The 13,211-nt window shown below is 63.2% G+C and carries 12 protein-coding genes; 8 read left to right on the forward strand and 4 right to left on the reverse strand.

Annotation, left to right across the window (positions count from 1 at the left end):
* Positions 1-7: 7 nt before the first annotated feature.
* On the forward strand, positions 8-1,135 hold the full coding sequence (locus EEB12_RS03395; protein ID WP_141487407.1) for an FAD-dependent oxidoreductase: 1,128 nt from the start codon (positions 8-10) through the stop codon (positions 1,133-1,135).
* Positions 1,136-1,158: 23 nt separating this feature from the next.
* Here the strand turns inward: EEB12_RS03395 and EEB12_RS03400 are convergent, their stop codons facing one another.
* Together EEB12_RS03400 and EEB12_RS03405 are read right to left on the reverse strand one after the other, a co-directional pair.
* A complete protein-coding gene (locus EEB12_RS03400) occupies positions 1,159-2,001 on the reverse strand; it encodes an SDR family NAD(P)-dependent oxidoreductase (protein ID WP_020969358.1) in 843 nt (280 codons plus the stop codon).
* A 102-nt stretch (positions 2,002-2,103) separates the two neighbouring features.
* On the reverse strand, positions 2,104-2,847 hold the full coding sequence (locus tag EEB12_RS03405; RefSeq protein ID WP_019748005.1) for a GntR family transcriptional regulator: 744 nt from the start codon (positions 2,845-2,847) through the stop codon (positions 2,104-2,106).
* 96 nt (positions 2,848-2,943) lie between these two features.
* On the opposite strand from EEB12_RS03405, the gene EEB12_RS03410 reads away from it, so the two are divergent.
* Genes EEB12_RS03410 through EEB12_RS03435 form a run of 6 tightly spaced genes read left to right on the forward strand, consistent with a single transcriptional unit; the run spans position 2,944 to position 8,686 of the window.
* Positions 2,944-4,071 carry a TIGR03364 family FAD-dependent oxidoreductase gene (locus EEB12_RS03410; protein WP_141487408.1) on the forward strand — a complete coding sequence of 376 codons (1,128 nt, stop codon included), beginning with the start codon at positions 2,944-2,946 and terminating at the stop codon, positions 4,069-4,071.
* 25 nt (positions 4,072-4,096) lie between these two features.
* Complete coding sequence (locus EEB12_RS03415; RefSeq protein ID WP_019748003.1) at positions 4,097-4,774, forward strand: phosphonatase-like hydrolase; 678 nt, start codon at positions 4,097-4,099, stop codon at positions 4,772-4,774.
* Between the two features lie 25 nt (positions 4,775-4,799).
* Positions 4,800-5,849: a 2-aminoethylphosphonate ABC transporter substrate-binding protein gene (locus tag EEB12_RS03420; protein WP_020969356.1), complete on the forward strand. Its 1,050-nt coding sequence runs from the start codon at positions 4,800-4,802 to the stop codon at positions 5,847-5,849.
* A 2-nt stretch (positions 5,850-5,851) separates the two neighbouring features.
* Positions 5,852-7,027 carry an ABC transporter ATP-binding protein gene (locus EEB12_RS03425; RefSeq protein ID WP_019748001.1) on the forward strand — a complete coding sequence of 392 codons (1,176 nt, stop codon included), beginning with the start codon at positions 5,852-5,854 and terminating at the stop codon, positions 7,025-7,027.
* Positions 7,024-7,926, forward strand: coding sequence for a 2-aminoethylphosphonate ABC transporter permease subunit (locus EEB12_RS03430; protein WP_019748000.1), 903 nt, complete (start codon positions 7,024-7,026; stop codon positions 7,924-7,926). Before EEB12_RS03425 ends, EEB12_RS03430 begins: the two co-directional genes overlap by 4 nt.
* Positions 7,901-8,686, forward strand: a complete 786-nt coding sequence (locus EEB12_RS03435; RefSeq protein WP_019747999.1) for an ABC transporter permease — start codon at positions 7,901-7,903, stop codon at positions 8,684-8,686. Before EEB12_RS03430 ends, EEB12_RS03435 begins: the two co-directional genes overlap by 26 nt.
* A gap of 57 nt (positions 8,687-8,743) precedes the next feature.
* Here the strand turns inward: EEB12_RS03435 and EEB12_RS03440 are convergent, their stop codons facing one another.
* The gene (locus EEB12_RS03440) at positions 8,744-10,366 is read right to left on the reverse strand and encodes an AMP-binding protein (protein ID WP_141487409.1); all 1,623 of its coding nucleotides are present in this window, start codon (positions 10,364-10,366) and stop codon (positions 8,744-8,746) included.
* A 178-nt stretch (positions 10,367-10,544) separates the two neighbouring features.
* On the opposite strand from EEB12_RS03440, the gene EEB12_RS03445 reads away from it, so the two are divergent.
* A complete protein-coding gene (locus EEB12_RS03445) occupies positions 10,545-11,354 on the forward strand; it encodes a LuxR C-terminal-related transcriptional regulator (RefSeq protein ID WP_046378400.1) in 810 nt (269 codons plus the stop codon).
* Between the two features lie 4 nt (positions 11,355-11,358).
* Here the strand turns inward: EEB12_RS03445 and EEB12_RS03450 are convergent, their stop codons facing one another.
* On the reverse strand, positions 11,359-13,173 hold the full coding sequence (locus EEB12_RS03450; protein WP_181447588.1) for a penicillin-binding transpeptidase domain-containing protein: 1,815 nt from the start codon (positions 13,171-13,173) through the stop codon (positions 11,359-11,361).
* Between the last annotated feature and the right edge of the window lie 38 nt (positions 13,174-13,211).

A 13,211-nucleotide genomic window follows, 5' to 3' on the forward strand; every position in this document is an offset into this window, starting at 1 on the left:
ACCCACCATGAACCACTACCCCATCGCAATCATCGGCGCCGGCCTCGGCGGCATCACCCTCGCCCGAGTCCTCCATCTCCGCGGAATCGATTCGGCGGTATTCGATTTCGAATCCGGACCAACAGCTCGGACCCAAGGCGGGATGCTCGACATCCACGAAGACTCGGGCCAGATCGCGCTTCGTGCCGCAGGCCTCTACGACGAGTTCCGCGCACTCGTTCATCAAGGCGGCGAAGAGACACGCGTCCTCGATCGAAATGCCGTCGTGCACCTGAGCGAGCAGGACACCGGAGACGGCGACCGCCCGGAAATCGACCGCGGCCAGCTGCGTGACCTACTGCTCAGCTCTATTCCGAAAGAAACAATCCACTGGGGAGCAAAGGTCCGCAGTGCCCATCCGTTGCCGGACCGTCGACACGAGGTCCACCTCACGGATGGCACCCACTTCACCACCGATCTCCTGGTCGGCGCCGACGGCGCGTGGTCGAAAATTCGCCCACTGGTTTCAAACGCCACTCCTGCCTATACCGGAGTATCTTTCGTGGAGTTCGACCTTCACGACGCCGACAACCAGCACGCGAAGGCCGCTGAAACAGTAGGCGGCGGAATGATGTTCGCGCTCAGCGCCGACAAGGGCTTCCTTGCCCACCGTGAGACCGACAACAGTCTGCACATCTACGCCGCCCTGCGAGTTCCCGAGAACTGGTCAGCGAGTGTCGACTTCTCCGACGATCATATTGCGAAGAAGATTCTGCTGGAACACTTCTCGGACTGGGACGAGTCGCTGCGGTCACTGATCGTCGAAGCGGACAGCTCGCTGACCCCTCGCCCCATCCATGCTCTTCCCATCGGGCACAGTTGGAGCCGTACTCCCGGGGTCACTCTGCTCGGGGACGCAGCGCATGTCATGTCGCCGTTTGCCGGAGAGGGCGCGAACCTGGCAATGCTCGACGGCGCCGAACTCGGCGAGGCGATCGCATCACATAGCGGCACGGAGGAAGGACTTGCTGCCTACGAAGAACGACTCTTCCCACGCAGCGCCGCATCGGCACAACAGTCGGCTGACGGTCTGGACATGTGCTTCGGCGAGAACGCACCCCAGGGGCTCCTGGACATGTTCAACTCACAACCGTGACCTGACGAATTCGGATCAGGTCGTCATGCCTCGAGGGCAAGCGACGAAGACAAACCACGGTGGGCTTCGACTTCATCGAGCAGTTGGTGGGCTTTCTGCTCGACCACGGACAGTGCATCGGCGCCGGCGACCCACCGACGCGGGGGTAGCGGCGAATCGACAAGTGCCACAAGTGCCGCGGCAAGTTTCACCGGATCCCCACCCTGGGCACCGTTCATGCTCTTCCACGCTTCGACGGTCTTGCCAGTCCGGGCGTCGTAATCGTCTATCGACAATTCAGGCCAGATCGACGACGCACCCTCGACAAGCAGTTCGGTCCGGAAGAATCCCGGCTCCACGATCGTCGTCCCGATTCCGTACGGTTCGACGTCGAATCGCAATGATTCCATCCAGCCCTCCAGCGCAAATTTCGACGCGGCGTAGGCTGCGCAAAACTCCTGACCAACCAGGCCCGCAAGCGAACTGACAGTCACGACATGTCCACTCCGTTGCCTACGCATCACCGGCAACACCGCCCGTGTCACATTGATCGGCCCGAAAAAGTTGGTCTCCATCTGAGCGCGAAGTTGCGCCGGACTGACAACCTCGAAGAACCCGGCGTAGAAGTTTCCGGCGTTGTTCACCAGCACATCGATTCCACCGAATCGCGCAACTGCCGTGTCCACCGCAGCATATGCGGCTTGTTCGTCGGTGATGTCCAAGGCAATCACCAACAGGTCGTCATGCTCACCGATCGCTGCAGAAACACGGTCCGCATCACGCCCCGTTGCCACCACCGCGTGCCCGCCGGCAAGAGCCGCCTGAGCAATGTCGACTCCCATGCCCCGGCCTGCGCCGGTTACGAACCAGACTTTCTTGTCACCCATGTTCACTGTCCTCCCGTTTGATGGAGTCCAGTACAGAACAGATTCCACGGGCCTGGGAGTGCCTATCGTTCCCGGTAACAGCAGACCCCCTCGGCGCCCCTCCTACTCGCGAAGAGTCGTCAAGAAGGCAATACGGTCACCACGGTAGAGCGAGCGAACCCGCTCGATCGGCACACCATCCGGGTCGACAGACGTGCGGTGCAGTAGAAGCATCGGCATCGAGGTGGTGGACTCGACGAGGGTTGCCTCCCGCGGTGAGGCAAGTACCGTCTCGATCCGTTCGGTTGCGGAGGCGAAGACCACGCCGATCGAGCGAATGGCCGCGTAGAGCGATGTCGTCGCGTCGAAAGCGTCGAGCATTTCACCGAACCTGCTGTCCGGCAGGAAGGTTGATTCGAGTCCGATCTTCTCACCGTCGGCGAAGAGGACACGCTCGAGATGAACGACGCTGTCGCCCAACTCGATACCCAACTCCGTGGCGAGACCGTCGTCGGCCGACATTCGTTCGAACGTCACAACCTTACGACTGGGCACTCGCCCAGCACTCAGTGCGCCTTCGGTATAAGAACGAATCGAGAGCGGCTGAACCAACTTCGGACTCGCGACGACAGTGCCCCGCCCCCGCCGCTCGATCCGTCCTTCGACAAGCAGATCACGAAGCGCTTGACGGACCGTCTCGCGAGCGACAGTGAAACGTGCCGCCAATTCCCGCTCGGACGGGACTGCGTCGCCCTCCTCGAGCCCACTGAGAATGGTCTCGATCTCGGTGCGCACCCGGTAGTACTTCAGCTCCGGTTCGATCACGACGCTCGAGGTCCCCGGCCCGGTGGACGTCTGCTGATTCATGGCGCAAGCGTACAAGAATTCGGTCTATACCAATTGTTAACCTTGAGTTCGTCTCGATTCCCCCTATTGGTCTAGACCAAACGTCACTATCTCTACATGCGAATTTTGATTGTGGGCGGAGGAATCCTCGGAACGGCGCACGCCGACGAGGCAATCCGCCGGGGACACGACGTCATCCATCTCGAACGCGAGCCCGAAGCCCGCGGTGCAACGGTACGGAACTTCGGATTGGTCTGGGTATCCGGGCGCGCTCCGCACGAACTCGAAGCCGCGCTGCGTTCGCGCGAGCTGTGGGCGGACCTTGCCGCCCGTGTCCCCGGCGTCGGATACCGCCCGGCCGGCTCCATCACCCTCATGCGCACCGAGGAGGAGGTCGCAGTCGCGCAGGAAGCATTCGCTCGGCCGGACGCCGACAACCGAGGGTTCGCACTTCTCGATCCCGACGCCGTTCGCGTCGTCAACCCCGCGCTCCGGGGCAAGTTTCTCGGCGGACTGCACTGCACCCTGGACGCCGCTGTCGAGTCACGGCAAGCGCTCCCCGCCATCCGTTCTTACCTCGAATCCACCGGCCGTTACACCTTCCACGCCGGAACGGAAGCCCGCGAGATCACGACGAACACCCCCGGCGTACACATCCGCGACGATCGCGGTCGCAACTTCGACGCCGATCTCGTGATCGTCTGCCCCGGAGCAACACTCGGCGGATTGGCCCGCGATCTCGCCGGCGATCTCCCGTTGCGACGTGTGCGCCTGCAGATGATGCAGACCGCCCCACTCGGCGAAAAGCTCACCACCGCAATCGCTGACGGTGACAGCTTCCGCTACTACCCCGGTTTCGCCGGATCTGCCCTCGATCACCTTCGCACGGTGCAGCCACAGGAACCGACTGCCGAGGAGCACCGCATGCAACTCCTGTGCGTGCAGCGCTTGCACGGCGGTCTGACCATCGGTGACACCCACGAATACGAGGAGCCCTTCGACTTCGACGTCGACGAGGCGCCCTATCGCCATCTGTCCGGAGTGGTGGAAATACTTCTGGGGCGCGATCTTCCGCCCATCGTCAAGCGATGGGCGGGCGTCTACAGCCAGTGCCTCGACCCCTCACAACTTGTTCACCGCGCACAAGCCGCCGACAACGTCTGGGTGGTTGCCGGTCCCGGTGGCCGCGGCATGACGCTCGGCCCGGCACTGGCGGAACAAACCGCCGACCAGCTCGGTCTCTGAATCCTTCCGACAAGAAAGACTTCTCATGTCTCCCATCACCCTTGCCGTTCTCGACATGGCCGGCACCACCGTCGCCGACGACGGACTGGTTCTTCGCGCGTTCGCCGCCGCTGCCGAAGCCGGCGGACTGCCTGCCGAAGGCCCGGAAGCCGACGCCGCTCGCCAGTACGTCCTCGACACCATGGGCCAGTCGAAGATCGTCGTGTTCCGGGCGATCTTCGGTGACGAGAACCGCGCCCAGGCCGCGAACGCCGCATTCGAAACCACTTACGATTCCCTCATCGACCAGGGGCTGGCCGAGCCGATCCCTGGCGCGGAGAAGGCGATCACCACACTGCGCGAGGCCGGCATCAAAGTTGCCTTGACCACCGGGTTCAGCCGATCGACGCAGGACAAACTCCTCGTCGCGCTCGGCTGGGAAACCCTCGCCGATCTCACCCTCTCCCCCGCCGAGGCCGGTCGCGGTCGACCGTACCCGGACCTGATTCTGACTGCCCTGCTCAAACTTTCGATCGACGACGTCCACCAGATCGCCGTACTCGGCGACACGTCCAACGACGTGCTCAGCGGCATTCGTTCCGGCGCATCCATCGTCGCCGGAACTCTGACCGGCGCACACGACGAGCAACAGCTTCGCGACGCCGGAGCCACCCACATCGTCCCGTCGGTGACGGAGTTCGCCGAACTCCTCACCCACTCCTGATCTCACCTCCGAAAAAGGAATCGTCATGCGTCTACGCCCGAGCATCGCTGCGGCCGCTCTCGCCGTGTCCGTCCTTTCGTTCACCACCGCCTGCGGTGGCACCGGCACTGCTGCCGGATCAGACACCGAAACCGTCACCGTCTACAGCGCCGACGGTCTGTCCGGTTGGTACAAGGGAAGATTCGACGCCTTCACCGCGCAGACCGGTATCGCCGTCAACCTCGTGGAAGCCGGATCCGGCGAGGTCGTCTCGCGGGTCGAGAAAGAACAGTCCAACCCACAGGCGGACGTGATCATCACGCTGCCGCCGTTCATCCAGAAGGCCGACGCCCAAGGTCTGCTCGAGCCCAGCGGAATCGACACCTCCGCCGTTCCCGCGGACGAGAAGGACGACGCCGGCAAATACGTACCCGTCGTCGAGAATTACCTCTCGTTCATCGCCAATCCGACTGCGTCACCCGCCCCACAATCTTGGGACGACCTGCTCACTGATCAGTTCAAGGGCAAGTTGCAGTACTCCACGCCCGGCCAGGCCGGCGACGGTACCGCGGTGTTGTTGCTGCTCCAGCATCTGATGGGCAAGGAAGGCGCACTCGACTACCTCGGAAAGCTCCAGGCCAACAACGTCGGTCCCTCGTCCTCCACCGGAAAGCTCCAGCCCAAGGTCAGCAACGGAGAACTCCTGGTCGCCAACGGTGACGTCCAGATGAACCTCGCCTCCATCGCCGACGACGGCTCGAAGTTCGACATCTTCTTCCCCGCGGGAGCCGACGGCACTCGCACCACCATTGCACTGCCCTACGTGATGGGCCTCGCCAAGAGCGCACCGAGCAGCGAACAAGCCAAGAAGTTGATGGAGTTCCTGCTCTCCGAAGAATCCCAGAAGACCGTCGCCACCGATGCACTCGGCGTATCGGTCCGCGAGGACGTCCGAAGCAGTGCCGGTGAATCGACCGACAAGAACACGCCGTCGGGAGTTCTACAGGGCGTCAACGTGTGGACCCCGAACTGGAACGACGTCCTCAGCTCGCTCGACGCCGACATCGCCGCTTACCAGAAAGCCACCGGGAGCTGATCATGGCAAGAACCAGACTGGGGCGGACGCTCCCCGAGACCGTCGGTGTTCACGGAGCGATCGAACATTCCGCTCCGGCCATCACCTTCGATCGCGTCAACGTCGCCTACGGCCGCGGGAAGACCGCAACCCATGCACTCGTCGATTTCAATCTGCGAGTGGCACCGGGTGAAACTGTGGCACTGCTGGGGCCCAGTGGATCCGGCAAGTCGACCGCTCTGAAGGCCCTCGCGGGATTTGTCCGCCCCACGTCCGGTTCCGTCAAGCTCGGCACCCGAGACGTCACCAATCTGCCTCCCGCACAACGCGGTATCGGCGTCGTCGTTCAGTCGTACGCACTCTTCCCGCACATGCGAGTTTCCGAGAACGTAGCCTTCGGACTCCGAGCCCATCGCGTGCCGCGGTCGGAGATCGGCCCTCGCGTAGCCGAAGCCCTCGACATGGTCGGGATGTCGGCGTACGGAAAGCGCCTTCCCCGTGAGCTTTCCGGCGGTCAACAGCAGCGAATCGCAATCGCCCGAGCCTTGGCAATTCGCCCTGGAGTACTCCTCCTCGACGAACCACTGGCCGCCCTGGATGCGCAACTTCGCGAGAGCATGCTCGGCGAACTGGCGAGACTGCGCGCCGCACTACCTGACACAGCCATGCTCTATGTGACGCACGATCAGAGTGAAGCCCTGGCGCTCGCAGACCGAATCGCAGTGATGCGCAACGCCAGACTCGCGGACATCGACACCGCCGAGGCCTTGTGGAAACGCCCGCCGTCCAGCTTCACCGCGGCCTTCCTCGGGGGTGCCAACCTGCTGCCCTGCACCGTCACACGCGTCATCGGCACCTCCGCACTGGTCTCGATCGGTGGCACGCCGTTCACCGCTCACGCCCCGCAGCCCGAGATCGGGCACATCGAATGGGAGTCCGACATGGACGCCTACCTGTGTGTTCGTCCACACGCGGTAGGCGTAACCGGCGTCGGCGCACGAGGATCATTCCCGGCGCGCATCGTCTCGAGCGTCTGGCGCGGTTCCACGACGCGACTGACGCTGGCTGTCCGTGGCCTCGACGACGTCCGCGTCGACGTGGATGTTCCAGGGCACGACGAACGACCGGTCGACACCGAAGTGGGCGTCGTCTTGCCCACGGACGGCAGTGTCCTGGTGCCGGCGGATCGCCACCCATGACGACAACCTTGGAACGCCCTGAAACCGCTGTGCCCCAGCACAAAGACCCCATCCCCTGGCGCCGGATCGGGTGGACGCTACCGCCACTGCTTCTTGTCCTCGTGTTTGCTGTCTATCCCACTGCGCGTGTCCTCACGGAATCGCTGAGCACCGGAAGCGGCACCGGGTTGTCCACGTGGTCCTCCGTGCTCGGTTCGGAACTGTTCCGAACCGCACTGTGGCGGACCATCCAGATCGCCGTGGCGTCGACTCTGGGGTGCCTGATCCTGGGAACCTTCCTCGCCTTGGTGCTTGCCTTCGTTCCATTCGCCGGATCCAAGGTGGTGGGGCGATTGATCGACACCGTGCTCGCCCTGCCGTCATTCCTGATCACGCTGGCGTTCACGTTTCTGTACGGCACGGCCGGCGCCGTCAACGCCTTGATCATCAGCATCACCGGCGACGCGAGCGGCCCGCTAAATTTCCTGAACACTCCGTTCGGAGTCATCGCGGCCGAAATCACCTTCTTCACACCCTTTGTCGTGCGTCCGCTATTGGCCGCGTTCACCCAGATTCCGCGTGAACAGCTCGACGTTGCAGCCAGTCTCGGCGCGTCACCCGTCCGAGTTCTGCGGCAGGTGGTGATGCCGGAAGCGTGGCCAGCCCTCCTGGCCGGTGGATCGCTCGTACTTCTGATGACACTGAATGAATTCGGCATCGTGCTCTTCACCGGAGCAAAAGACGTCGTAACTCTTCCGGTCCTCATCTACACCCGCGGCATCGTCACCTTCGACTTGCCCGGCGCGGCAGTGATCGCGACGGTCCAGGTCGCACTCTCACTCGGCCTGTACTGCCTCTACCGATTCACCTTCAACAGATTGATGGGAGGAAGCCGTGCTGCTGTGGACACGAAGCTCTAGGGCTCTCGTACTCGGATTCTTCACCCTCGTCGTCGCGGTGGTTTTTGTCGCGCCCATCGCCACCGTCGTCGCAGCTGCCTTGGCCGGATCGTGGACCGGTCCACTTCCGTCGAATCTCGGCGGCAAGAACTTCTCCACGGCGCTGTCCGACGAGAACTTCGCCAGCCTGATCGTCAGTTTGCAGACTGCGTTCATCTCGGGAGCACTGGCATTGATCGTCGGAACGTGGGCCGCGCTGGCCTCTCGTGAGGCACCGATGTGGCTGCGGCGCATCACCGATGCCGTATTCCATTTACCGATTGCGGTTCCGTCGGTCGCGATCGGCTTGGGTCTGCTCATCACTTTCAACGAGCGCCCACTACTGCTCGGCGGCACCAAATGGATCGTGATCCTCGCTCACACGGTTCTCGTGCTTGCCTTTGCCTTCAGTTCCGTATCGGCCGCGCTCGAACGGCTCGATCCCGCCTACCGTCAAGCTGCCGAATCACTCGGCGCCGGCCCAGTGCGGGTGCTGACGCGGGTGACGCTACCGCTGCTGCTCCCAGCGTTGGGTGCGGCCGCCGGGCTTTCCATCGCACTGTCGATGGGTGAGCTGGGCGCAACGGTCATGGTCTACCCGGCGACATGGAAGACCTTGCCGGTCAGCATCTTCGGACTCACCGACCGCGGCCAGGTATTTCTTGCCGCAGCAAATACGACACTGCTGCTTGCAGTTACCCTGATCGCCCTCATGGTGGTCGGCAGAATCCGTCGGCGCTGACCTTGCTGTGCGCCTTTATTAACCGCCCGCGGTTAATAAAGGCGCACAGCAAGGGGTTTATCCCTTCCGCAAGATGTACCGCTGAACCTTGCCGCTCGGGGTCTTGGGAAGGTTCGGAACAAAGTGCACTGTGCGTGGGTACGCGTGCGCTGCAAACTTCTTCTTCACCAGGGTTTGCAGTTCCTTCTCGAGTTCGTCGTCACCGTCGACACCTTCGCGAAGTACGACGAACGCTTCGAGGACCTCACCGCGCAACTCGTCGGGCATGCCCACCACTGCCGCCTCGATGACGTGCTCGTGCATGACCAGCACGCTCTCGACGTCGAAGGGACCGATGCGGTAGCCCGCCATGATGATGACGTCGTCGTCGCGCGAGGAGAAGAAGAAGAATCCGTCCTCGTCCGTCATTCCGGCGTCACCGGTGATGTACCAGCGACCGTCTTCGCTGAATCGCTGCTTCGTCTTCTCCGGCGCATCGACGTATCCGGTGAACCACATCAACGGGCTGTTGTGAGTATCGATCGCCACGCGTCCCTGAGTGCGAGCCGGTGCGATGTCATCCGAATTGTCCTCCAGCACAGCGGCAGACCAGCCCGGCAACGGACGACCCATGGATCCTGGACGGACGTCCTCGCGGAGTCCGTCGGCCCAGGCGTTGACGATGAACATGCCGTGCTCGGTCTGGCCGTAGTGATCACGAACCTCGACGCCCAACGAGTTCTTCGACCACGCAACAACATCCGGAGTCAAGGGCTCACCGGCCGAGGACGCGCGGCGAAGCGAGATGCCTTCCGGAACGGGTGCCTTGTCGGCACGCAGACTGCGGTACACGGTCGGAGCAGCGGCAAAATTGGTGACACCGAACTTCTCGATGATCTGCCACGTCAGCGGCGCGGAGAATCCGGCGTGCAGCAGAATGCTTCGCGTTCCCGCGGCAAGCGGACCGAGCAACGCGTAGTACAGCCCGTACGCCCAGCCCGGGTCTGCGGCGTTCCAGAACACGTCGTCCTGACGGACGTCGAGGCCGAACTCCTGGTAGGCGTGGAACGACGCGAGCGCGCGCACCGGAACCGGCACGCCCTTGGGTGTCCCCGTGGTGCCACTGGTGAACAACTGCACCATCGGTGCGTTGCCGCCGACTGCCTGAGCAGCGCCCTTCGGGTCTTCGGCATCCTGAGCTGCGACAAGTGCATCGAAGTCCAACTCGTCACCGGCCGCGCCGCCCGCGACGATGACCTGCCACGCTGCGTCGGCGGGGATGTCCTCGCCCGGCGCGAGCTTGTCGAGCTGATTGGCGTCGGAAACGACCACCTTCGCGCCACTGGCCGTCAAGCGGAAAGCGATGGCCGGCGAAGCGAACGCCGTGAACAAGGGCACGTGGACCGCGCCCCGGCGCCAGATTCCGAGGAGCGCGACCACGAGGTCCGCAGACTTGCCCATCAAGGTCGCGACGTTGTCACCCGGCTCGACTCCGAGGCCGGCCAGAGCTGCCGCGAAACGCGCGGACTGCTCACGTAGATGACCGTAAGTGAGGTCCACCGAGCTAAGGTCTGCTTCGACGACGGTGAATGCAACGCCATCCGCGGGATGCCGATCGCAGAGCAATTCTGCGGCGCTGGCATGCGGGGTGTCGTACTGGTCCAGCAGCTCGCGCACCCGTGCGGTGGGATCGGTGCTCATCAACTTGCTCCTTATCGATCGTCGTATGGTTGGCCCGACCGGTTACGTTGGCGGCTCGTCATACGTACTGTTCACCCCCTATGATCTAGCTCACAAGAGAACTTCACTACCCCCAGAAAGGGGTACCTGCGTGAATCGACATGCTTCGTCACTTCTGCGTCCCCGCGACGGGGACGCTATGCGAGGTGAACTCCGAACAATTGCAGCTCAGGGCGTTGTTCCCGTGCTGTTCGGAGGCGAGGTCCAGGACGGAACCCTGCACCTGAGCGAATTCGTCGGCACCCGCACCAACAATCTCAAGGGCTTGGCCATCCCGCCGCGCTCGGGCATGGGCGGACGCGTCGTCGCCCAGGGTTCACCGATCACCGTCAACGATTACGGCAATTCGCAGTCCATCACGCATCACTTCGACCGGCCTGTTCTCAGTGAGGGCCTGCATTCGATCATCGCCGTTCCGGTCATGGTGTCCGGCAAATCGCGCGCGGTCCTCTACGCCGCGATCCGCGATTCCGCTCCCCTCGGCGATCGCACAGCAGACGTCATGGTCAGCGCGTCCCGGCGCCTCGGGATGGAGTTCGCCATCCGCGACGAGGTCGATCGTCGCCTGCAACTACTTCAGGCCGCCGCCGCGACCACCGCCGACGGTATGTCTTCGGAAGAGATCCGCGGAGTCCACGCCGAACTACGCAGTGTCGCCCAGACCGTGACCGACACCGACTTGCAGACCAAGCTTCGCGGACTTTCCCAGCGTTTGGCCAACTTGCTGCGGCCTACCGCCGACGCCGAATCCGACGTCGCGCTCACCCCGCGTGAAGTGGACGTTCTCTCGCAAGTCGCACTCGGCTGCACCAACATCGAAGCCGGCCAAAGGCTTTCCCTTCGACCTGAAACAGTCAAGAGCTATCTGCGGAGCGCGATGGGAAAGCTGGACGCGAGCTCACGCCACGAAGCCGTGGTTACCGCCCGCAGGTTGGGACTGCTCCCCTGAGGGGTCAGTAGCCTTCCGGCAGGGCGGTGAGCATGTCGCGGGTGACTGCGACGGCGTTGTCCGAACTTCCGCCCCGCACAACCAGAGTGGCGAAGGCCAGGTTGCCGCGATAGCCGACGAACCACGCATGCGATCCCCCGTCGACCTCGGCTTCACCGGTCTTGCCGTACACCTCACCCTGATCTTCGACGCGTTCTGCAGTACCGCTCGTGACCACGAGCCGCATCATGCCGCGCAGGCCGTCGACCATGGCAGGCGTGATCGCCGGGCGCTCACCGTCGATGGTGGTTTCGCGCCCTGAAATCAGTTGCGGCACCGGAGTCGAACCGTTCGCGACCGTCGCAGCAGCCATCGCCATTCCGAACGGACTGACCACAACCTTGCCCTGACCGAACCCGTCTTCGGTCCGCTGGACCAGGTCCGACGCCGGCGGCACAGAACCGGAATCGATCGGCAATCCCACCACGTTGTAGTCCTGGCCGATGCCGAACTGCGCTGCCGCAGTGGTCAACGTGTCTGCCTGCATCTCGCTGGCCAACTTGGCGAAGGACGTGTTGCACGAACGCGCGAAGGCCGTTGCCATCGGCACCGTGCCGAGTGCGAACTCGTTGTAGTTGGGGACGCTGCGCTCGCCGATCTCGATTCGGCCCGGGCATGGCACCATCGTGTCGGGGGTCGCCTGACCGGTCGAAATTGCCGCACCTGCCGTGATGATCTTGAAGGTCGAACCAGGCGGGTACTGACCCATCGTCGCGACCGGCCCGTCGCGGTCAGCTGCCTTGTTCTGCGCGACGGCCAGGATCGCGCCACTCGACGGTTCGATCACCACCATCATCGCCTGATCCTTGTTCACGTTCACCGCGCGCTGAGCAGCGATCTGGATGTTGCGGTCCAGACTGATACTGAACGACGGAACCGGTTGTGGCGCAGTCTCGGTCAACACGTCGGTGTCGACGCCGTTCTGGTTGACAGTGACGACACTCCAGCCGGCTTTGCCGTCGACCTCGTCGATGATCGTCTTCTTGATCTGCCCGAGAAGGTCAGGCGCGAACTCCGGGTCGGTCGACACGAGATCCGATTCGTCCGATACCGATACTCCCGATATCGCACCCAACTGCGCCGAAACTTGGTCGTAGTCGTCACTGCGCAGCCGCGTCACCAGATAGTCACCCTTGACGGCCGTCGAGGATTCGGCGATCGACTGACCCGTCAGCGACGCATCGAACCGCCCGAGAACACTTGCGAGACTGTTCGCGGAACCTATGATGTCGTTGCTCTTGGAGCGATCGAACTTCACTCGGTAGACGATTCCCGGCACCAGGACGTCGGTCCCCGAATGCTCGTTGACCCGCGCTCGCGGCGCCGCGGTTGCCCGCAACGACATCGTCTGCTTGTCACCGAGGCGCGGATGAACGTCCGTCGAACTCCAACGGACGGACCAGTCGCCGTCCTTGCGTCCCATCTGCAGCTCGCCGTCGTACGTCCAGACGCGGTCTTTCGGCAGGTGCCACTCGTAGGTGTAGCCGACCGTCGCAGTGTCACCGTTCATCTTCACCGACGTGGTCTCGGCAGTCATCGACTCCGCCTGAAGCGCATCCCAGGTGTCACTCAATACAGGACCCGCGGAATCAGGCCGGTCCGTCATTTTTGCTGCCTCGTCGATGTCCCTGTTACCGAACGCACTCAGGAACTGCTGCGCGACGGGCTCGGGGCCGGCGGGTTTCGGAGTACACGAACTGATCCCCACCGCCAAAAAAATCACGGTGCAGGAGGCCAACAGTTGGGCCGAGCGACTACGAGAGAAATGCCGAGTGTTCATCGAGCCCCATAGTAGGGCGACAAATGCTCCACCCAGCG

This window comes from Rhodococcus sp. WS1, assembly GCF_003797745.1.
GTDB classification, from domain to species: domain Bacteria; phylum Actinomycetota; class Actinomycetes; order Mycobacteriales; family Mycobacteriaceae; genus Rhodococcus_F; species Rhodococcus_F erythropolis.